Origin of the sequence: Sphingobium indicum B90A, assembly GCF_000264945.2 — a bacterium.
Taxonomy (GTDB): Bacteria; Pseudomonadota; Alphaproteobacteria; order Sphingomonadales; family Sphingomonadaceae; genus Sphingobium; species Sphingobium indicum.
Genome location: NZ_CP013070.1, coordinates 1,235,535 through 1,257,308 on the forward strand (window position 1 = coordinate 1,235,535; position 21,774 = coordinate 1,257,308).

General features: G+C 64.4%; 17 protein-coding genes. 11 read left to right on the plus strand and 6 right to left on the minus strand.

Annotation, left to right across the window (positions count from 1 at the left end):
- Positions 1-12 precede the first annotated feature (12 nt).
- A complete protein-coding gene (gene gor, locus SIDU_RS05930) occupies positions 13-1,359 on the plus strand; it encodes a glutathione-disulfide reductase (protein ID WP_007685827.1) in 1,347 nt (448 codons plus the stop codon).
- 3 nt (positions 1,360-1,362) lie between these two features.
- On the opposite strand, the gene SIDU_RS05935 is transcribed toward gor, so the two are convergent.
- Both SIDU_RS05935 and SIDU_RS05940 read right to left on the minus strand, forming a co-directional pair.
- Entirely contained in the window at positions 1,363-2,076 is a 714-nt protein-coding gene (locus SIDU_RS05935) for a 2OG-Fe dioxygenase family protein (protein ID WP_007685829.1), read from the minus strand.
- 83 nt (positions 2,077-2,159) lie between these two features.
- Positions 2,160-3,575 carry a helix-turn-helix domain-containing protein gene (locus SIDU_RS05940; protein WP_013040031.1) on the minus strand — a complete coding sequence of 472 codons (1,416 nt, stop codon included), beginning with the start codon at positions 3,573-3,575 and terminating at the stop codon, positions 2,160-2,162.
- A 120-nt stretch (positions 3,576-3,695) separates the two neighbouring features.
- Here SIDU_RS05940 and SIDU_RS05945 point away from each other — a divergent pair, with 120 nt between their 5' ends.
- The 8 genes from SIDU_RS05945 (at position 3,696) to alr (ending at position 14,677) form a co-directional block, all read left to right on the plus strand.
- Complete coding sequence (locus tag SIDU_RS05945; RefSeq protein WP_007685833.1) at positions 3,696-5,228, plus strand: acyl-CoA carboxylase subunit beta; 1,533 nt, start codon at positions 3,696-3,698, stop codon at positions 5,226-5,228.
- Positions 5,229-5,338: 110 nt separating this feature from the next.
- Positions 5,339-5,776, plus strand: coding sequence for a methylmalonyl-CoA epimerase (gene mce / locus SIDU_RS05950; RefSeq protein WP_007685838.1), 438 nt, complete (start codon positions 5,339-5,341; stop codon positions 5,774-5,776).
- A gap of 148 nt (positions 5,777-5,924) precedes the next feature.
- Positions 5,925-8,090, plus strand: a complete 2,166-nt coding sequence (gene scpA / locus SIDU_RS05955) for a methylmalonyl-CoA mutase (RefSeq protein WP_007685839.1) — start codon at positions 5,925-5,927, stop codon at positions 8,088-8,090.
- Between the two features lie 70 nt (positions 8,091-8,160).
- The gene (bioB, locus tag SIDU_RS05960) at positions 8,161-9,168 is read left to right on the plus strand and encodes a biotin synthase BioB (RefSeq protein ID WP_007685844.1); all 1,008 of its coding nucleotides are present in this window, start codon (positions 8,161-8,163) and stop codon (positions 9,166-9,168) included.
- Between the two features lie 138 nt (positions 9,169-9,306).
- Positions 9,307-11,292: an acetyl-CoA carboxylase biotin carboxylase subunit gene (locus tag SIDU_RS05965; RefSeq protein ID WP_007685845.1), complete on the plus strand. Its 1,986-nt coding sequence runs from the start codon at positions 9,307-9,309 to the stop codon at positions 11,290-11,292.
- A 73-nt stretch (positions 11,293-11,365) separates the two neighbouring features.
- A complete protein-coding gene (locus SIDU_RS05970; protein ID WP_007685846.1) occupies positions 11,366-11,737 on the plus strand; it encodes a tRNA-binding protein in 372 nt (123 codons plus the stop codon).
- A 262-nt stretch (positions 11,738-11,999) separates the two neighbouring features.
- Positions 12,000-13,589 (plus strand): MFS transporter, encoded by a 1,590-nt coding sequence (locus SIDU_RS05975; protein ID WP_007685847.1) that lies wholly within the window; start codon positions 12,000-12,002, stop codon positions 13,587-13,589.
- A 41-nt stretch (positions 13,590-13,630) separates the two neighbouring features.
- Complete coding sequence (gene alr, locus SIDU_RS05980) at positions 13,631-14,677, plus strand: alanine racemase (RefSeq protein WP_037509849.1); 1,047 nt, start codon at positions 13,631-13,633, stop codon at positions 14,675-14,677.
- A gap of 277 nt (positions 14,678-14,954) precedes the next feature.
- On the opposite strand, the gene SIDU_RS05985 is transcribed toward alr, so the two are convergent.
- Both SIDU_RS05985 and SIDU_RS05990 read right to left on the minus strand, forming a co-directional pair.
- The gene (locus SIDU_RS05985) at positions 14,955-16,127 is read right to left on the minus strand and encodes an acetyl-CoA C-acetyltransferase (RefSeq protein WP_007685849.1); all 1,173 of its coding nucleotides are present in this window, start codon (positions 16,125-16,127) and stop codon (positions 14,955-14,957) included.
- Between the two features lie 51 nt (positions 16,128-16,178).
- On the minus strand, positions 16,179-17,267 hold the full coding sequence (locus tag SIDU_RS05990) for an alpha/beta hydrolase (protein ID WP_007685850.1): 1,089 nt from the start codon (positions 17,265-17,267) through the stop codon (positions 16,179-16,181).
- On the opposite strand from SIDU_RS05990, the gene phaR reads away from it, so the two are divergent.
- Positions 17,266-17,844, plus strand: coding sequence for a polyhydroxyalkanoate synthesis repressor PhaR (gene phaR / locus SIDU_RS05995; RefSeq protein WP_007685851.1), 579 nt, complete (start codon positions 17,266-17,268; stop codon positions 17,842-17,844). The two genes, SIDU_RS05990 and phaR, sit on opposite strands and share 2 nt — an antisense overlap.
- Positions 17,845-17,946: 102 nt before the next feature.
- Complete coding sequence (locus SIDU_RS06000) at positions 17,947-19,473, plus strand: aminoacyl--tRNA ligase-related protein (protein WP_025772030.1); 1,527 nt, start codon at positions 17,947-17,949, stop codon at positions 19,471-19,473.
- Positions 19,474-19,638: 165 nt separating this feature from the next.
- Here the strand turns inward: SIDU_RS06000 and hslU are convergent, their stop codons facing one another.
- Positions 19,639-20,940, minus strand: coding sequence for an ATP-dependent protease ATPase subunit HslU (gene hslU / locus SIDU_RS06005; RefSeq protein WP_007685854.1), 1,302 nt, complete (start codon positions 20,938-20,940; stop codon positions 19,639-19,641).
- Positions 20,941-21,087: 147 nt separating this feature from the next.
- Positions 21,088-21,654 (minus strand): ATP-dependent protease subunit HslV, encoded by a 567-nt coding sequence (gene hslV, locus SIDU_RS06010; RefSeq protein ID WP_013040017.1) that lies wholly within the window; start codon positions 21,652-21,654, stop codon positions 21,088-21,090.
- Between the last annotated feature and the right edge of the window lie 120 nt (positions 21,655-21,774).

Below are 21,774 nucleotides of genomic sequence, written 5' to 3' on the forward strand. Positions count from 1 at the left end.
GCGGAGGCTTATATGAGCGACTACGACTTCGACCTTTTCGTCATCGGCGCGGGATCGGGCGGCGTGCGGGCTTCCCGCGTGGCGGCGGCCCATGGCGCGAAGGTCGCGGTGGCGGAGGAATATCGCGTCGGCGGCACCTGCGTCATTCGCGGTTGCGTGCCCAAGAAGCTGCTGATCTACGGCGCGCATTTCGCCGAGGATCTGAAGGATGCGCGGCGTTTCGGCTGGAACGTGCCGGATTGCGATTTCGAATGGAAGACGCTGCGCGACAATGTGCTGGCCGATGTGGACCGGCTGGAGGGCCTCTACAGGAACACGCTGGACAACCATGAAGTCGAACTGATCCAGGAGCGGGCGACGATCACCGGGCCGCATGGCGTCAGGCTGGCGAGCGGGCGGGAGGTGAGCGCGAAATATATCCTGGTTTCGACCGGGGCATGGCCCATCGTTCCCGACATCGAGGGCGCGGAACATGGCGTCACCTCCAACGAGCTTTTCCATCTGGAGGAGTGCCCGAAGCGGATCGTGATCGTGGGCGGCGGCTATATCGCCAATGAATTTGCGGGCATCTTCCACCAGTTCGGCAGCCATGTGACCATCGTGAACCGTTCGGGCACGCTGCTGCGCGGCTATGACGAGCAGATCCGCGATCGGTTGCTCCAGATTTCGACGATGAAGGGGATCAATTTCCGCTTCAATGCGGAGATGGAGAAGATCGAGAAGAAGGAGGACGGCACGCTGACCGTCCGGTTCAAGAGCGGCGATCCCATCGCCTGCGACCTGCTCCTCTTTGCGACCGGACGCAGGCCGCATGTCGAGGGGCTGGGGCTGGAAAATGCCGGAGTCGAACTCAGCGACAAGGGCGCGATCAAGGTCGATGACTATAGCCGCACCAGTTGCGAGAGCATCTATGCGGTGGGCGACGTCACCGACAGGATGCAGTTGACGCCGATGGCGATCCGGGAGGGGCATGCCTTTGCCGATACGCTGTTCGGGGACAATCCGCGCACGGTCGACTATGCCTGCGTGCCGTCCGCCGTGTTCAGCCATCCGCCGCTCGCCGGGGTCGGGATGACCGAGGCGGAGGCAAGGAACAAGCTGGGCACGGTGAAAATCTATACGTCCGATTTCCGGCCGATGAAGAATGTGCTGGCCGGACGGGACGAGCGGGCGCTCTACAAGATGGTGGTGGATGCGACGACCGACCGGGTGGTCGGGCTGCACATGATCGGCCCGGACGCGCCGGAAATATTGCAGGCGGCGGCCATCGCGGTGAAGGCCGGTCTCACCAAGCAGGCCTTTGACGACACCGTGGCCCTGCATCCCAGCATGGCCGAGGAACTGGTGCTGCTGAAATAGGGATCAGGTGGTGGCCGCGAAGGTGACGACCAGGGCGTCGCGCCAGGCGGGTCGGGCCGGGTCGACGGCATGGATTTCGGTGACGCCGTGCATGATGCGTTGGTCGTCGATCAATACCGCGTCGCCGGGGCGGGCGAGGGTGAATTCGCCCAGTTCCCTGCCCTGCGGCGTGCCGATGCGGGTGACGCCTTCGCGCACGTTGCGGCGCTCGACCAGCATCACGAACACCCAGTCGACGCCGTCGCGGTGCATGCCTTCGGGCGTGGGGCGGCCCCGTTCGCCGCTGCGCGCCTCTATGCGGAACTGGTGGAGTTCGACATGCTGCCGTCCTGACAGGGGGAAGCTGCGGACGCAGAAGGCCAGGATCGACTGCATCGCGGCATTGTCGATGGTGCTTTGTTCGATGGGGTCGAACCAGCGCTGCACGTCGCCGTTCAGCGGATTATAGTCGCGGCTCTGGAAATGGGGCTGGTGCGGCATGCGCGTGAAGCCGTCCTGATCGCAGGCGAAGGTCGCGTGGCGGCGGCGGCGATACCGGCCGCCGTCGGCCATATAGAGGTCGGGGCCGAGATCGTCCCAGCTTCGGGCGAGCGCGGCCCAGTCGGCGCTCCGGATCGCGAGCAGGTCGAACAGGCCGGAACCCGGCAGGCGGGCATAGCCGTCATCCACCAGTTCCTGCCGGAGGGAGTTGTTCGTCAGAATATCCGCGTCACTCATCCATCAATCCTTATCCGGAAGGGCGGACGAGCGACAGGGCCAGTTCCCGCAAGCAGGATTGGCGGAAAAGCCCCTTTTGCTTGTCAGCCGATCCAGTAGGGCACGATCTGCCGGTTGTCGGGATCGACGCGGATCGGGCGGTCGGCGGGGGGGAAGGCGCGCTGGTCGCAGCTTTGGCGGGGGCAGAGGCGACAGGTGATGCCGATGGGGGTCGCCGCCCCCTCCACCTCCAGTTGCAGGCCGTCGGCATAGACGAAATTGGCCGCATGGGCGGTCTCGCAGCCCAGCACGACGGCGAAGCGGCGGGGAGTGCGGCTGTAGCTGCCGGAGGGTTTCACCAGCCCCTTCGCCATGGAGACATAGCGGACGCCGTCGGGCGTTTCCCCCAGCTGCACGTTGATCCGGTCGGGGACGGCGACCGCTTCATGGACATTCCAGAGCGGGCAGGCGCCGCCGAAGCGGGCGAATTGCAGACGGGTGGCGCTGTGCCGCTTGGTGATGTTGCCCGCCATGTCGACGCGGCAGAAGAAGAAGGGGATGCCGCGCAGGCCGGGTCTTTGCAGCGTCGAGAGGCGGTGGCAGGCCTGTTCGAAGCTGACGCCGAAGCGGCGGGCGAGACGGTCTATGTCATGGCGCACTTCGCGAGCGGCTTCGCGGAACGGGGCATAGGGCATCAGCAGCGCGCCCGCCGCATAATTGGCGAGGCCGATGGCGAGCAGCCGGTCCGCGCCGGGCACGGGCAACGCCGCCTTGTTGACCACGTCCGCGATCACGGCCTGCCCCTCCAGCATCATCAACTGGTGGGCGAGCATGAATTTGCGGCTTTCGGTCGGCAGCGCCGCGTTCACGAACAGGCGCTTTTCGCTGCTGGTGTAGGAGCGGAGCGCGGAATCCGGCGTCTCGGCGATCAGCGTTTCGATGCCGTGGCGGCGGGCCAGCGCCTCCACCAGCATGCCTTCGTCCAGCGTCTGGCCGGCGGTGAAGCTGGCGGCCATGTCCTCCGCCAGGCAGTCGAGGACATGGACGTAATTGCCCGCTTCGTGGAACCAGTCCCGCGCCGCTTCCCAGGGCAGGCGGGCCTGCACCGCATGATCGTTGGCGATCGCCTCCTCGATCATGTTGATGCGTTCGTTGGCGCGCATATGGGCGTTGTAGAGGTCGACATAGCGCGCCGCGAATTCGGGGAAATGCAGGTGCAGCTTTTCGATCCGCTCCGGCTCCATCGGCGTGCCGGGCAGTTCGGGATGGGCGAGGGCGAAGGTGAAGGCGCCCAGAAGCTGCTCCTCCTCCCGACTGTCGAAACTGGCCCAGTCGGTGGGAAAGGCGCTGGCGACAGCCGCCTTGACCTTGGCCGTCAGGGGACGGTCGTCATTCTCCAGCTGGCTGAGATAGGATACCGATATGCCCAGCGCATGGGCCATGGTCGCCTGGTCCATACGGTGATCCAGGCGGAGTTGGCGCAGGCGCGGACCTGCGAAGATTCGATTGCCACGGGCCATGATTCGTCCATAATTTGCAAAGTCGCAATTTGCAAATTGGCAAAATCGCATTTGCGAAAATGCGGAAAGATTGGGAAGGGCGGGCAAAGATGTCCGCGACAAGCCGGAGAAATGCCTGATATGTCGAAGCTCGCCATCATCGAACAGCTCGAAGCCAAGCGCGACGCAGCCCGCCTGGGCGGCGGACAGCGCCGCATCGACGCCCAGCATGCCAAGGGCAAGTTGACGGCCCGTGAACGGCTGGAAGTGCTGCTGGACGAGGACAGCTTCGAGGAGCTGGACATGTATGTCGAGCATAATTGCATCGACTTCGGCATGGACGAGCAGCATATCCCCGGCGACGGCGTCGTCACCGGATCGGGCACGATCAACGGCCGTCTGGTCTATGTGTTTTCGCAGGACTTCACCGTTTATGGCGGCGCTGTGTCCGAACGGCATGCGATGAAGATTTGCAAGATCATGGACATCGCCATGAAGGTCGGCGCGCCGGTGATCGGCCTCAACGATTCCGGCGGGGCGCGCATCCAGGAAGGCGTGGCGTCGCTGGGCGGCTATGCGGAGATTTTCCAGCGCAATGTGCTGGCTTCGGGCGTGGTGCCGCAGATCAGCGTGATCATGGGGCCTTGCGCGGGCGGCGCGGTTTACTCGCCCGCCATGACCGACTTCATCTTTATGGTGAAGGATAGCAGCTTCATGTTCGTGACCGGGCCGGACGTGGTGAAGACCGTCACCAACGAGGTGGTCACGCAGGAGGAACTGGGCGGCGCGGTGACGCACACGACCAAGTCGGGCGTGGCGGACGTGGCGTTCGAGAATGACATCGAGGCGCTGCTGGCGGTGCGCGATTTCGTGGACTTCCTGCCTGCCTCCAACAAGGAGCCGGTGCCGGAGCGGCCGAGCGCCGATCCATGGGACCGGATCGAGGAGAGCCTGGACACGCTGATCCCCGCCAATGCGAACCAGCCCTATGACATGCACGAGCTGATCCGCAAGGTGGTGGACGAGGGCGACTTCTTCGAGGTGCAGCCCGCCCATGCGGGGAACATCATCTGCGGTTTCGGGCGGGTCGAGGGCAAGACCGTCGGGATCATCGCCAACCAGCCGATGGTGCTGGCGGGGGTTCTGGACATCAACTCCTCCAAGAAGGCCGGGCGGTTCGTGCGTTTCTGCGACGCCTTCGAGATTCCCATCGTGACCTTCGTGGACGTGCCGGGCTTCCTGCCGGGGACGGCGCAGGAGCATTCGGGCATCATCAAGCATGGCGCGAAGCTGCTGTTCGCCTATGCGGAGGCGACCGTGCCGAAGATCACCGTCATCACGCGCAAGGCCTATGGCGGCGCCTATGACGTGATGGCGTCGAAGCATCTGCGCGGCGACCTGAACTATGCCTGGCCGACGGCGGAGATCGCGGTGATGGGCGCGAAGGGCGCGGTGGAGATCATCTTCCGCGGCAAGACGCCCGAAGAGATCGCGCAGAAGACGAAGGAATATGAGGACCGCTTCGCCAATCCGTTCGTGGCGGCGAGCAAGGGCTTCATCGACGAGGTGATCCAGCCGCACTCGACGCGCAAGCGGATCGCGCTGGGCTTGCGCAAGCTGCGGAACAAGGCGCTGGAGAACCCCTGGAAGAAGCACGACAATATTCCGCTTTGATGCCCCAACGGCCGTCATCCCAGCGCAGGCTGGGATCTCAGGCGGCCATGTGGAACGTAAAGGCACGAGACCCCAGCTTTCGCTGGGGTGACGAAGTTGGGAATGGGACTATGAAACTCGGTCGCTTGAACCATATCGGCGTCGCGACGCCTTCGCTGGAAGCCAGCATCGCTTATTATCGCGACGTCATGGGCGCGACGATCGCGCATGAGCCTTTCGACCTGCCCGCGCAGGGGGTGAAGGTGTGCTTCGTCGATACGCCGGGCGAGAATGGCACGGCGGGGACGCAGATCGAACTGATCGAGCCTTTGGGCGAGAACAGCCCGATCCATGGCTTCATCGCCAAGAACCCGGCGGGCGGGCAGCATCATATGTGCTATGAAGTGCCTGATATTCATGAGGCGAAGGCCTGGTTCGAAGGTCTGGGCAAGAAGGTGCTGGGCGAACCCCGCATCGGGGCGCATGGGACGCTGATCTTCTTCGTCCACCCCAAGGATATGAACGGGGTGCTGACGGAGATCATGGAGACGCCCAGGGAGGCGCATTGAATAGCGCCGTTCGTCCTGAGTAGCCGCTGAGCCTGTCGAAGCGGGAGATCGAAGGATGGGTTGCGCAAGGCCCTTCGATAAGAGGCTTCGACACGCTCAGCCTCTACTCAGGGCGAACGGATTTGGGTTTGAAGGTAGGTTACAGACAATGACCGAGAAGCCGACGCTGGATCAGTGGGCCGCCGCCGCCGCGAAGGAGGTGAAGGGCAAGGATCTGAACTGGGAAACCCCGGAAGGGATCACCGTCAAGCCGCTCTATACGGCGGAGGACGTGACCCCAGATAAAGTTGGCGATCCGGGCCTTCCCGGTTTCGCGCCTTTCACGCGGGGCGTGCGCGCTTCCATGTATGCGGGGCGTCCCTGGACCATCCGGCAATATGCGGGCTTTTCGACCGCCGAGGAATCCAACGCCTTCTATCGCCGCAACCTGGCGGCGGGGCAGAAGGGGCTTTCCGTCGCCTTCGACCTGGCGACCCATCGCGGCTATGACAGCGACCATCCCCGCGTCGTCGGCGACGTCGGCAAGGCGGGCGTCGCCATCGACACCATAGAGGACATGAAGATCCTGTTCGACGGCATTCCGCTCGACAAGATGTCCGTTTCCATGACGATGAACGGCGCGGTCATCCCGATCCTGGCCTTCTTCATCGTCGCGGGCGAGGAGCAGGGGGTCGAGCGCAAGCTGCTGGACGGGACCATCCAGAACGACATCCTCAAGGAGTTCATGGTCCGCAATACCTATATCTACCCGCCCGAACCCTCGATGCGGATCATCTCCGACATTTTCGGCTATACCAGCCGGGAGATGCCGAAGTTCAACAGCATCTCCATCTCCGGCTATCATATGCAGGAGGCCGGGGCGACGCAGGTGCAGGAACTGGCCTTCACCATCGCGGACGGCATCGAATATGTGAAATATGGCGTGGCGTCGGGCCTGGACATCGACAAGTTCGCGGGTCGTTTGAGCTTCTTCTTCGCGATCGGCATGAATTTCTTCATGGAGATCGCGAAGCTGCGCGCCGCCCGCGTGCTGTGGCATCGCGCCATGACGAAGCTGGGCGCGCAGGACGAGCGCAGCAAGATGCTGCGCACCCATTGCCAGACGTCGGGCGTGTCGCTGACCGAACAAGACCCCTATAACAATGTCATGCGCACCACCATCGAGGCGATGGCGGCGATGCTGGGCGGCACGCAGTCGCTGCACACCAACGCGCTGGACGAGGCGATCGCGCTGCCGACCGATTTTTCGGCCCGCATCGCCCGCAACACGCAGATCGTCATCCAGGAAGAGACCGGCATGTGCAATGTCGTCGATCCGCTGGGCGGCAGCTATTATGTCGAGGCTTTGACGCAGCAGCTCGTCGACGCAGCGCAGGAGATCATCGACCGCGTCGAGGCCGAGGGCGGCATGGCGAAGGCCGTGGGCGCAGGCTGGCCCAAGGCCATGATCGAGACCGCCGCCGCCGCCCGTCAGGCTCGCGTGGATCGGGGCGAGGACGTCATCGTCGGCGTCAACAAATATCGTCTGGCGAACGAAGACCTGCTGGAAACGCTGGAAGTCGACAACACGAAGGTCCGGGAAGCGCAGATCGCCCGCATCAACAAGGTGAAGGCGGAGCGTGACGAGGCAGCTTGTCAGGCCGCGCTGGAATCGCTGCGTGCAGCCGCCGCCGGTCGGCAATCCATCGAAAACAACCTCCTCGCCCATGCGGTCGAGGCGGCGCGGGCGCGAGCCACGCTGGGCGAAATCTCCTCCGCCATGGAGGACAGCTTCAACCGCTACGGCACGGTGCCGACGCCGGTGAAGGGGGTCTATGCCCAGCCTTATGCGCAGGATGCTCGCTGGAAACAGGTACTTGACGGGGTGCAGGCCGTCGAGCGGCGCCTCGGTCGCAAGCCGAAGATCCTCATCGCCAAGATGGGGCAGGACGGCCATGACCGGGGCGCCAACGTGATCGCTTCGGCGTTCGGGGACATGGGTTTCGACATCGTGTCGGGGCCGCTGTTCCAGACGCCGGAGGAAACGGTGGTGCTGGCGCTGGACAGCGGCGTCGACGTGGTGGGCGCTTCGTCGCTGGCCGCGGGGCACAAGACGCTGATCCCCGAACTCATCAGGCAGCTTCGGGAGAAGGGGCGGAACGACGTCAAGGTGATCGCAGGCGGGGTCATTCCGCCGCAGGATTACGACTTCCTCCGTGACGCGGGCGTTCAGGGGATTTATGGACCGGGTTCCAACGTCGTGGAATGCGCCGCCGATGTGCTGCGCCTCCTCGGCCACAACATGCCCCCAGCGGGGCTGGAGGAAGCCGCTTGACTAGCCCCATTGCCAGACAGCCGTTCGTTTTCCGCTTCTCGACTTCGCTCGAAGCGAACGGAGGTGCGATATGAATCCCGTGCAGCCGCGCACCGACTGGACTCGCGAAGAGATCGCCGCGCTGTTCGACCTGCCCTTCAACGACCTGATGTTCGAGGCGCAGTCGATCCATCGCGCGAATTTCCCGCGCAATGAAGTGCAGTTGTCGACCCTGCTGTCGATCAAGACCGGCGGTTGTCCGGAGGATTGCGGCTATTGCAGCCAGTCGACCGAGGCGGAAAGCGGCCTGAAGGCGACCAAGCTGATGGACGTGCAGGCCGTGCTCCAGGCGGCGGCGCAGGCGAAGGACCATGGTTCGGGCCGGTTCTGCATGGGCGCGGCGTGGCGCAATCCCAAGGAACGGGACATGCCCAAGCTGATCGAGATGGTGAAGGGCGTTCGCCAGATGGGCATGGAAACCTGCATGACGCTGGGCATGCTGTCGGCCGGTCAGGCGAAGCAGTTGGCCGATGCGGGGCTGGATTATTACAACCATAATATCGACACATCGCCGGAAAATTACGCCAACGTCATCACCACCCGGACCTTCGAGGACCGGATCGAGACGCTGGAAAATGTGCGCTCCGCGGGCATCAACGTGTGCTGCGGCGGGATCGTCGGCATGGGCGAGACGCGGAGCGACCGGATCGGTTTCCTGCATGCGCTGGCCACCATGCCGCATCCCGAAAGCGTGCCGATCAATGCGCTGGTGCCAGTGGAAGGCACGGTGCTGGGCGACATGCTGAAGGATACGCCGCTCGCGAAGATCGACGAGGTGGAGTTCGTGCGGACCGTGGCGGTGGCGCGGATCGTCATGCCGCAGTCGATGGTGCGGCTCTCCGCCGGGCGCGAGAGCATGAGCGAGGCCTGTCAGGCGCTCTGCTTCATGGCGGGGGCGAACAGCATCTTCACTGGCGACAAGCTGCTGACGGCGGCCAATGCCGGGGACGACAAGGATAGCGCGCTGCTTTCCAAGCTTGGGCTGGCGCCGATGATGGCGCAGCCGCATGGGCATCTGGAGGCCGTGGCGGCGGAATAGAAAACATCTCCGTTCATCCTGAGTAGCCACTGAGCTTGTCGAAGTGGCGTATCGAAGGACCCTTCGATACGGGTCTTCGACTTCGCTCAGCCCCTGCTCAGGGCGAACGGCAGCATAAGGACTGGGGCAAGGATAAAGATGGCAATCACCAAGATCCTGATCGCGAACCGTGGCGAAATTGCATGCCGCGTCATCCGCACGGCGCGGAAGATGGGCATCAAGACCGTGGCGGTCTATTCGGATGCGGATGCGCGTTCGCCTCATGTCCTGATGGCGGACGAAGCCGTGCATCTTGGCCCGCCGCCCGCCGCCCAGTCCTATCTGCTGGCCGACAAGATCATCGAGGCGTGCAAGGCGACCGGCGCCGACGCCGTGCATCCGGGCTATGGCTTCCTGTCGGAGCGGGAGAGCTTCCGCAAGGCGCTGGACGAGGCGGGCATCGTCTTCATCGGCCCCCCCGCCAACGCCATCGCCGCGATGGGCGACAAGATCGAGTCGAAGAAGCTGGCCAAGGAAGCGGGCGTCAATGTCGTCCCCGGCTATGTCGGCGTGATCGAGGATACGGAACATGCGGTCCGCATCTCCAACGAGATCGGCTATCCTGTGATGATGAAGGCGTCGGCCGGCGGCGGCGGCAAGGGCATGCGCCTGGCCTATAGCGAGCAGGATGTCCGCGAGGGATTCGAGGCGACCAAGCGCGAAGGCCTCAACAGCTTCGGCGACGACCGCGTGTTCATCGAGAAGTTCATCGAAAGCCCGCGCCATATCGAAATCCAGATATTGGGCGACCAGCATGGCAATATCCTTTACCTGAACGAGCGCGAATGCTCGATCCAGCGCCGCCACCAGAAGGTGGTCGAGGAAGCGCCTTCGCCCTTCGTCAGCCCCGAAATGCGCAGGAAGATGGGCGAGCAGTGCGTCGCTTTGGCGCGGGCGGTGGGCTATTTCAGCGCGGGCACGGTCGAGCTGATCGTGTCGGGCGCGGACAAGACGGGCGACGGCTTCTACTTCCTGGAAATGAACACCCGTTTGCAGGTCGAACATCCGGTGACGGAGGAGATTACCGGCCTGGACCTGGTCGAGCAGATGATCCGCGTCGCCAATGGCGAGGAACTGAGCTTCCGTCAGGAGGATGTGAAGATCAATGGCTGGGCGATCGAGAACCGCGTCTATGCCGAAGACCCCTATCGCGGTTTCCTGCCATCGACGGGGCGTCTGATCCGCTATAATCCGCCGGAAGCGGTGGACGGCGTGCGCGTCGATGACGGGGTGGTCGAGGGAGGCGAAGTCAGCATGTTCTACGACCCGATGATCGCCAAGCTGATCACCTGGGCGCCGACCCGGCTGGAGGCCATCGACAAGCAGATCGCGGCGCTGGATCAGTTCGAGATCGAGGGGCCGGGGCATAATATCGATTTCGTCTCGGCGCTGATGCAGCATGAGCGCTTCCGTTCGGGCAACATCACCACCGGCTTCATCGCGGAGGAATATCCGGAGGGCTTCACCGGCGCTCCGGCATCCGAAACGCTGCTGAAGCGTCTGTCGGCCATAGGCGCCTTCGCGGCCATGGCGCAGGCGGACCGCGCCCGCCGGATCGAGGGGCAGTTGGGCAAGCGCCTTGCGCCGCCGACCGGATGGCAGGTGAAGATCGGGGATGTCATCCATGACGTGGTGATCAACGGCGACGACGTCACGGTGGATGGGGAGGCCATCGAACTGGCGCTGGAATATACACCGGGCGACCGGCTGATCGAGGCGGAGTTCGGCGAGGAGCAACTGGCGGTGAAGATCGCGCCGGTGCGTTCCGGCTTCGTGCTGACCGCGCATGGCGCCAGCCACAAGCTGCGCATCCTGCCCGCCCATGCGGCGGTGCATGCCAGGCATATGATCGAGAAGATTCCGCCGGATCTGTCGCGCTTCCTGATCTGTCCGATGCCGGGCCTGCTGGTCGCGCTGAACGTCAAGGAAGGCGACAAGGTCGAGATCGGCCAGCCGCTCGCCGTGATCGAGGCGATGAAGATGGAAAATATCCTGCGCGCGCAGAAGGCGGGCGTGGTGAAGAGCGTGTCCGCCGCGCAGGGCGAAAGCCTGCCGGTCGACGCGATCATCCTGGAACTGGAATAGTTCGGGCCATTTGGGCGAAGTCGGGGGATCATGTCCCTCGACTTCGGCTGGCTGCTGGCATTAGCCTGTCGGCATGCATCTGAACCATGATCCCGCGGCGGCGGCCGCAGACCTTGTCGGCTTCGACGATTTCCTGAAGGTCGATATTCGCGTCGGCACGATCCTGTCGGCGGAGCCTTATCCGGAGGCGCGGAAGCCCGCCTATAAGCTGCTGATCGATTTCGGGCCGGGGATAGGGCGAAAGAAATCGAGCGCGCAGATCACCGAAAATTACGCGCTGGAGGATTTGCCGGGGCGGCAGGTGGCGGCGGTCGTCAATTTTCCGCCGCGGCAGATCGGGAAATTCCTGTCCGAAGTGTTGACGCTGGGGTTCGCGGATGAGGCCGGGGCGGTGGTGCTGTTCTCGCCGGATCGGGTTGTGCCGGATGGGTCGCGGTTATTTTGAGGGGGTGGTGGTTGTTGGCCAACTGCAGTCATCAGTTTTCCGTCACCCCGGACTTGATCCGGGGTCCCGCTTTTGCCTCTACCCGCGCCTAGTCAAGGCAGCGGGCCCCCGGATCAAGTCCGGGGTGACGAACAGGGGAGAGGGGTGAAGAATAGGGGGAATGGCCGCTCCCACCCATATCGACGATAGTCCTTCTCGCGCTTGCCGGAATTCGGCGCTTCATTACAACGACGGCGAACGGACAGGATGAGCAGGGGGTGGAATGAGCGGGGATGGGGTCGGCACCGGCTATGTGATGGACGCCCGGCGGGACCGGCTGGTGATCACCGCGTCCGCGCTGGGCACGTTGTTCGAATGGTATGATTTCTACATTTACGGCGTGCTGGCGCCGATCATCGGACGGACATTCTTCCCGACCGACAATCCGACCGTCGAACTGCTCTATTCCCTCGCCGGGTTCGCCATCGGCTTCGGGTTCCGGCCGTTGGGCGCGGCGCTGTTCGGTTATCTGGGGGACAGGCTGGGGCGCAAATATACTTTCCTGGCCACCATCGTGCTGATGGGCGCGGCGACGGCGGGCGTCGGGCTGACCCCGTCCGCCGCGAGCATCGGGATCGCCGCGCCGATCATCCTGATCCTGCTGCGGATCGCGCAGGGGCTGGCGTTGGGCGGGGAATATGGCGGCGCGGCGATCTATGTCGCGGAACATGCGCCGCCGGGAAAGCGGGGTTTCTACACCAGCTTCATCCAGGCGGGCGTGATCGGCGGGTTCGTCCTGTCGCTGATCGTCGTGGTCGGCACGCAATGGGTCGTCGGCAAGGCGATATGGGAGGATTGGGGCTGGCGGCTGCCCTTCATCTTCTCGCTGGCGTTGCTGGCGATCTCGCTCTGGATGCGGCTGATGCTGCGCGAAAGCCCCATCTTCGCGGCGATGAAGGCGGCGGGCGAGCAATCGCGCAACCCGTTGAAGGAGGCGTTCACCTATCCCGGCAACAGGCGGCGGATGCTGGTGGCGATGATCGGCCTCGCGGCGGGCTTTACCGTCATCGCCTATACCGCGATGTTCCAGGCGCTTTATTTCCTCCAGAACGGCCTGCATGTGACGCCGGGCATGGCGCAGTTGCTGGTGGGCGGCAGCGCCTTTGTGGGGGTCGGCTCCTTCGTCTTCTTCGGATGGCTTTCGGACCGGGTGGGGCGGAAAAGGCCCATCGTCATCGGCTATGCGCTGCTGCTGGCGCTGCTGTTGCCGCTCTATCAGTTCATGGGGAGCGTGGCGAACCCGGCGCTTTATCGGGCGGCGGAGCGCGCCCCGGTGGTCGTCAGCGGTCCCGATTGCAGCTTCGATCCCTTCGCCAAGGTTCAGCCGACCGCTTGCGGCAAGCTGCTCGATCATTTTTCCAGGCGCGGCATTGCCTATGAAAAGCGGGAAGCGGCGACGCCTTCGGTCAGCGTCGGGTCCGTGCCGGTCGCGGATCTCAGCCCCGACGGGCTGGATGCGGCCCTGCATGCGGGGGGATATGATTCGGCGGCGGTGACGCCCGACTGGCCCCGCGCCCTGTTGCTGTTCGTGGCGCTGCTGCTGCTCTGGACGCTGTCCGGGGCGACCTACGGCCCGGTGGCGGCGCTGCTGTCGGAATATTTCCCGGCGCGGATACGCTATAGTTCGCTGTCCATCCCCTATCATATCGGGACCGGCTATTTCGGCGGGTTCCTGCCGCTGGTCAGCCAATATATCGTGGCGCGGACGGGCGATCCCTATGCGGGGCTGTGGTACACCATGGCGGTGGTGGCGGTCGCTCTACTGACCTGCATCGTCGCCCTGCCGGAAACGCGCGGGGCGAAGATGGACTGATGCTCTCGACGGCCGCGTTCCAGGACGCTAACGGGGCTGGCATGACTGAATTTTCCGCACCGTTGCGCTTGCGTATGGATGAAGGGGCGCTGCTTTCCAACTGGCGCTGGTTGAAGCGGCAGGGCGGCGACGCGGCCTGCGGCGCGGCGATCAAGGCCGATGGCTATGGCCTGGGCGCCGTGGAGGTGATGCGGCGATTGCTGGATGCGGGGTGCCGGGATTTCTTCGTGTCCAACTGGGCGGAGGCGGCGGTTCTGGAACCGCTCGTGACGGAGGGGGTGTCGCTTTCCGTGCTGCATGGCGTGCGGGAGGAGGATCTCGCCGTGGCGCTGGCTTCCCGCGCCCGGCCGGTGCTGTGCACCGAATGGCAGATCGCGCGCTGGAGGCATGCGGGCGGCGGCCCTTGCGACGTCATGGTCGACACGGGCATGAACCGGCTGGGGCTGGACTGGCGCGGCGATATTCCGGCGCGGTTGGCGGGGCTGGAGATCGCGACCCTGATGAGCCATCTGGCCTGCGCCGATGAGGACGGGCCGCTCAGCCCCGCGCAGTTGGAGCGGTTTTCCGCCTTGCGGGGGCAGGTGAAGGCGGCGCGCTACAGCCTGGCGAACAGCGCGGGCATCTGCATGGGCGCCGACTATGCCTTTGACATGACGCGACCGGGAATCGCGCTTTATGGCGGGGTGCCGCGTCGAGAAGCCGCCGGACACATCCGGCAGGTCGTGGTCCCCGAAGCGCAGGTGCTGCAACGCCGCCGCGTCCGGGCGGGCGACACCATCGGCTATAATGCGACATATCGCGCACCGAAGGACATGCAGATCGCGGTGCTGAACCTGGGCTATGCCGACGGCTATCTGCGCTGCTTTTCCGGGCGCGGTTCCATGAGCGCCGGGGGCAGGCACCTGCCGGTGGTGGGGCGCATATCGATGGACCTGACCGCCGTGGACGTGAGCGGCCTGCCCGACATTTCGGAGGAGGACTGGCTGGAGGTCGATTACAAGCTGGTCGATGCGGCGGCGGCTTCGGGCCTGTCGCAATATGAATTGCTGACGGGGCTGGGGGCGCGGTTCGACCGGGTGTGGCGCTGAGTCCGGGGCGGACGTTGGGACTGGGTTCCTGCCTTCGCAGGAACACGTCCCACTTCAACCTCGCCTGTGGGTATCAGCCGACATGAAAAGGCCGCCGATCTGCAATGAGATCGGCGGCCCCTTTTTCAATTTGCCGCTGGCTAGGATTGATCGACATTCAGTTCAGGGCGAGCCGAAATGGCAGTTTTTCGTGAGCGCAGCGTACTTCAGTATGTGAGCACCGGAAGCACGGGAAACTGTCATTTGCAGGCCGTCATGGGCTGAATGTCGGTCAGTCCTAACGTTCGATGCACATGGCGACGCCCATGCCGCCGCCGATGCAAAGCGTGGCAAGGCCCTTCTTCGCGTCGCGCTTCTGCATTTCGTAGATCAGGGTGGTGAGCACGCGCGCGCCCGAAGCGCCGATCGGGTGGCCGATGGCGATGGCGCCGCCGTTCACATTGACCTTTTCCGCGTCCCAGCCCAGTTCCTGGCCAACCGCCAGCGCCTGCGCGGCGAAGGCTTCATTGGCCTCGATCAGGTCCAGGTCTGCCAGCGACCAGCCAGCCTTGGCCAGCGCCTGGCGGCTCGCCGGAGCCGGGCCGATGCCCATGATCGACGGATCGACGCCGCAGGTCGCGAAACTGGCGATGCGGGCCAGCACGGGCGCGTCGCGCTTCGCCGCTTCTTCCGCGCTCATCAGGACCAGGGCGGCCGCGCCGTCGTTGATGCCGCTGGCATTGGCGGCGGTGACGGTGCCGTCCTTCCTGAACGCGGGACGCAGGCTCTGCATCGCCTCCAGCGTGGCGCCGGCGCGGATATATTCGTCGGTGTCGACGATGGTGTCGCCCTTGCGGCCCTTGACGGTCACGGGCGCGATCTCGTCCTTGAAACGGCCCGATGCGCGGGCGGCCTCCGCCTTGTTCTGGCTGCCGACGGAGAAGACGTCCTGCGCTTCGCGGCTGATCTGATATTTCTCCGCCAGATTTTCCGCCGTGATGCCCATGTGATAATTGTTGAAGGCGTCGGTCAGGCCGTCATGCGTCATCGTGTCGACCAGGGAGATCGGACCCATTTTCGCGCCGCCGCGCAGATATTGGGCGTGCGGGGCGAGCGACATGCTTTCCTGCCCGCCCGCGACCATGATGCGGGCGTCGCCGGCGCGGATCGCCTGCGCCGCCAGGGCGACGGCGCGCAGGCCCGAACCGCAAAGCTGGTTGACGCCGATGGCGGTGCGCTCGACCGGGATGCCGGCGTTGACGGCGGCCTGGCGGGCGGGGTTCTGCCCTTGGCCGGCGGTCAGGACCTGGCCCAATATGACCTCGTCCACCTCCTCCGGCGCGACGCCCGCCTGGGCGAGGGCGGCGAGGATGGCGGTACGGCCCAGTTCATGCGCGGGCGTCGATCCAAAGGCGCCCATGAAGCCGCCGACGGCGGTGCGCTTGGCGGCGGTGATGACGATGTCTGACAAGGGCATTGATCCTCAGTTCCAGGGGTGATGCTTTCGCGGTTGCACATATCATCATCCGCCATGGCTGGAAAGCCATTGGGACAGGGGTTCCCACAGCATCGTTCGCGCCCGGCCGCCCACGATCATGCCGACATGGCCCAGGTTCAGGGTCGCGTTCTCCGCCATTTCCGGCGCGGCGGCGGCGGGCACGATGCGGTCGGCGGCGGAACGGATCGACAGCGTGGGACAGGCCAGCCGGCGCGAATCGATGGCGCGGCCGCCGACAAGCCACTCCCCCCGTCCGCTCGCATTTGCGGCATAGAATTGCTCGAAAAGGTCGCGCCCCGCGGCATGGCTTAGCGGCGGACCGCCATTGGCCCAATCCTCCACCGCCAGAAAGGCATGTTCTTCGTCGGAACCCGGCGCCATGTCGGCGAAGGCGGCATATTTGCGAATCGTCCGGGCCGGGTCCATCGCCCAGAAGCCCGATTGCAGCACCTCCATCGGCACATAGCCCAACCGCTGGCACATCGGCTTGGAACTGCGCCAGAGCGCGCCGATCTCTTCCCGGTCGGCGGTCGGGAAGCCGTCGAAATCCCAGGGCGTGGCGATGGTCGCCAGCGCCCTTACGGGGTGCAGCGCCGCCGCGCCGATCGCCAGATTGCCGCCCAGGCAATATCCCACGACGATCGCCGGTCGGTCGAGGGCGGCCAGCATCGGCAGCAGCCGTTCCGTCACATGCCGGTCGAGGCCCAGCGCGCCGTCGTCCGCGGCCGGCATGCCCCAATCGACCAGATGGGCGTCATGTCCTGCTGCACTCATGTGGCGCAGCATGGAGCGGCTGGCGGACAGGTCCAGCACCTGCGGCGGGTTGATCAGCGAGGGCACGAACAACACCGGAAAACGGCCGTTTTCCGTCCCATATCGAAGCAGCCGGGCGCTGCCCGCGCCGGCGACGACCGGAACGGCCGGCGGCGGGGAAGGGCGGCTGGCCTCCTGATATTTCCGCAGGCCCTGGAAAGCCCGTTTGCGCAGTTCGGGATCATCCTGCGTTTCGCGCCATAAAATATTGAGAAAAAGGGGTAAGGGCCGCGGGCCATGTTGCGGCGCGGCATTGCCTTGTGCTAATGCGGAAAATGCAGGTGTGGGAGAGGTATCCATGGCCAAATCTAAGACCGCGAACGAATCCGAGCCGGTCGTTATCAAGAAGTACGCTAACAGGCGGCTCTATAACACAGAAACGTCAAGCTACATCACGCTGGATCTTTTGTCGCAAATGACTCGAGAGGGGCGCGAGTTCGTCGTCGTCGATGCGAAGACGGGAGAGGACATCACGCATAATGTCCTCACGCAAATCATCATGGAGGAGGAGCAGCGGGGCAAGAACATGCTGCCCGTCAACTTCCTGCGCCAGTTGATCGCCATGTACGGCGATTCCATGCAGTCCATGGTGCCGCAATATCTGGAAGCGTCGATGGACGCGTTCCGCAAGAACCAGCAGCAGTTCCAGGAGGCGATGAAGGGCGCGTTCGGCGGCGGCCCGCTGGCCGAGATCGCCAAGCGCAACATGCAGATGTTCGAGGCGGCGGCGAGCGCCTTCGGCACGGGCATGCCCGGAATTCCCGGCATGCCGACGCCCGCTTCCCCGCCCGCCTCCGACGGGGCGAAGGACGACGAGATCGCGGAACTGAAAGCGCAGCTTGCCGCGCTCAACGCGAAGATCGACAAGCTGAGTTGATCGTCATCCCGGCATTGGCCGGGATCGTGACCGTTGGGAGTCGACACGGGCGGCGCGCTTGTCCTATGGCGCGCCATCCACTCGAATTTTAAGGTCGACCCCGTGAAGCACGCCCTTTCCGTTACCCGCGAACAGGATTTTTCCGCCTGGTATCAGGCCGTCATCTCCGAAGCCGACATGGCCGAGGAAAGCGGCGTGCGCGGTTGCATGGTCATCCGGCCCTGGGGCTATGGCATCTGGGAACGGATGCAGAAGCTGCTGGACGAGCGGATCAAGGCGACGGGCCATGAAAATTGCTATTTCCCGCTGTTCATCCCGCTGAGCTATTTCGAGAAGGAGGCGGAGCATGTCGACGGCTTCGCCAAGGAAATGGCGGTCGTCACCCACCACCGCCTGATCCAGAAGGATGGGCGGCTGGTGCCCGATCCCGATGCGAAGCTGGAGGAGCCGCTGGTGGTTCGTCCGACTTCGGAAACGGTGATCGGCGCGGCCTTTTCCCGCTGGGTGCAGAGTTGGCGCGACCTGCCGGTGTTGATCAACCAGTGGGCCAATGTGGTGCGTTGGGAGATGCGCACGCGCATGTTCCTGCGCACGGCGGAGTTTCTCTGGCAGGAGGGGCATACCGCCCACGCCAGCGTCGAAGAGGCGATGGAAGAGACGCTCAAGATGCTGGAAGTCTATCGCGGCTTTGCCGAGGAATGCGTGGCGCTGCCGGTGATCGCGGGCGAGAAGCCGGAGAATGAGCGCTTTCCGGGCGCGGTCGCGACCTATTCCATCGAGGCGATGATGCAGGATGGGAAGGCTTTGCAGGCCGGGACTTCGCATTTCCTGGGTACGACCTTCTCTTCGGCGCAGAATATCAGGTTCCAGAATGCCGAGGGGCAGCAGGAACTGGCGCAGACCACCAGTTGGGGCATGTCGACGCGCATGATCGGCGGGCTGATCATGGTGCATGGCGATGATGACGGGCTGCGCGTGCCGCCGCGCATCGCGCCTTATCAGGTGGTCGTGGTGCCGATGTTGCGCGATACGGACGAGGATGCGGCGATCCTGGATTATTGCGGCGATCTGGTAGCGGAACTGAACCGGCAGGATGTGTTCCGGGAGCCGGTGCGCGCCCTGTTGGACCGGCGGCCCGCCAAGGCGGCGAACAAGCGTTGGGGCTGGGTCAAGAAGGGCGCGCCCATCGTGATCGAGGTTGGCGGGCGCGATGTTGGCGGGGGCAATGTGTCTGTCATCCGCCGTGACCGGCTTTATCGCGAGGATGGGAAGCTGGACAGCAGGATCGTGGCGAGGGACGAATTCCTTGGCGCCGCGACCGGGATGCTGGAGGAGATACAACAGGCGCTGTTCTCGGACGCTCAGGCGCGGTTGCTGGGGAATATCGACAAGTCGGTGACTTCGCTGGATGGGCTGAAGGCCTATTTCGGCGCGAGCAAAAAGCCGGGTTGGGCGCTGGTGCAGTGGGCCAGGCCGACCGGGGCTGCGCTGGACAAGGTGGTCGAGTGGTTGAAGGGCGAGAAGCTGACGCTGCGCAATGTGCCATCGGATGCGGAAGCGGCGGATGGCGTTTGCGTGTTCACCGGCGAGAAGGCGGTGGAGCGGGTTTTGGTGGGGCGGAGTTACTGACGTTAGTCATTCGGCAAATCGCGACACCGCCCGCCTTCACTTGATTGACGGAGGCGTCGGTTAAATCGCATCGTGTTCCTGCGCAGGCAGGAACCCAGTCCCAGCGTTTGAACTGGGTTCCTGCCTGCGCAGGAACACGGATATTAGTAGGCGGCAGCTTCGCCCTTACAGAACATATTTGCTGAGGTCGGTATTGCGGGCGACTGCGCTTAGCTGCTTCTCCACATAGGCCGCGTCGACCAGCAGCGTTTCGCCCTGGCGGTCCTCCGCGTCGAAGCTCACATCCTCCAGCAGCTTTTCCATCACGGTCTGGAGGCGGCGGGCGCCGATATTTTCGACCTCGCTGTTCACCTCCGCCGCGATCTTCGCCACGGCGCGGATGCCGTCCGGCGTCAGGTCGACGGTCACGCCTTCGGTCGCCAGCAGGGCGCGATATTGCGCAACAAGGCTGGCCTTGGTGTCGGAGAGGATCGACACGAAATCATCCTCCGTCAGCGCCTTCAGTTCGACGCGGATCGGCAGGCGGCCCTGCAATTCCGGCAGCAGGTCGCTGGGCTTGGCCACATGGAAGGCGCCGCTGGCGATGAAGAGGATGTGATCCGTCTTGAGCGGGCCATATTTGGTCGAGACCGTCGTGCCCTCGATCAGAGGGAGCAGGTCGCGCTGCACGCCCTCGCGGCTGACGGAGCCGCCGCGCACGTCGCTGACGGCGATCTTGTCGATCTCGTCGATGAAGACGATGCCGTTCTGCTCCGCGCTGTTGATGGCGACGCGGGCGACGTCGTCCTGGTCCAGGCGCTTGTCCTGCTCCTCCTCGACCAGCTTGTCCCAGGCCTCCGCGACGCGCAGCTTGCGGCGCTTCTTCTGTTGCTGGCCAAAGGCCTTCGACATCATGTCGGAGAGGTTGATCATGCCGATCTGGCCGCCCATGCCGGGGATTTCCATCGGCATGGAGGGGCTGTCGGCGACTTCCACCTCGACCTCGACATCGTTCATCTGGTTATTCTCGATCCGCTGGCGGAAGGAGAGGCGGGTGGCCTCGCTCGCTTCCTTGCCGGTGAGCGCGTCGAGCAGGCGGGCCATGGCGGCTTCGGATGCGGCTTCGCGCACGGCTTCGCGGCGGCGGTCCTTTTCCAGGCGCACCGCTTCCTCCACCAGGTCGCGGACGATCTGCTCCACGTCGCGGCCGACATAGCCGACTTCGGTGAATTTGGTGGCCTCGACCTTGACGAAGGGCGCGTCGGCCAGCTTGGCGAGGCGGCGGCTGATCTCCGTCTTGCCACAGCCGGTGGGGCCGATCATCAGGATGTTCTTCGGCGTCACCTCGTCGCGCAGGTCGGGCGAGAGGCGCTGGCGGCGCCAGCGGTTGCGCAGGGCGACGGCCACGGCGCGCTTGGCGTCGGCCTGGCCGATAATGTGCGCGTCCAGGGCGGAGACGATGGCTTTGGGGGTCAGATTGTCGTTCATCTTCATCTCGCTCCCCTCCCTGTCAAGGGAGGGGCAGGGGGTGGGTGCGATTGCGCCGGCAATCGCCTGCGACGTTTGAGGGATAGGTTGGAAGCTCGCTTTGCTCGCGGCCCACCCCAACCCCTCCCGCCTGCGGGAGGGGCTTTATTATGTCGCGCTTTCCAACTCTTCGACCACAAGCTGATCGTTGGTGTAGACGCAGATGTCCGCCGCCACCTTCATCGCCTTGCGGGCCAGGGTTTCGGCATCCTCCTCATATTCCACCAGCGCGCGAGCAGCGGCGAGGGCGAAATTGCCGCCCGAACCTATGGCCGCAACGCCGCCCACCGGCTCCAGCACGTCGCCATTGCCGGTCAGGATCAGCGTCACTTCCCTGTCCGCGACGATCATCATCGCTTCCAGGTTGCGGAGATATTTGTCGGTCCGCCAGTCCTTGGCCAGTTCCACCGCGGCGCGCATCAACTGGCCGTTATGCCGCTCCAGCTTGGCCTCCAGCCGCTCGAACAGGGTGAAGGCGTCCGCCGTCGCTCCGGCGAAACCGCCGATCACCGATCCGTCGTGGAGGCGGCGGACCTTGCGGGCGTTGGGCTTCATCACCGTCTGGCCCATGGAAACCTGGCCGTCGCCGGCGACGATCACCTTCCCGTTCTTGCGTACCGACATGATAGTGGTGCCATGCCAGACCGGCATGGAACTGGAGCGTTGGTCGTTCATGGCCGGCATATGGGAGCGATGAGGACGGCGCGCAAGCATCCGCTGCATAAGCGCCGGATCGTGGCATTTTCTGGACGGATTTATTTCAATCCGTTCAGGAACCAATCTGGCTCAATTGAC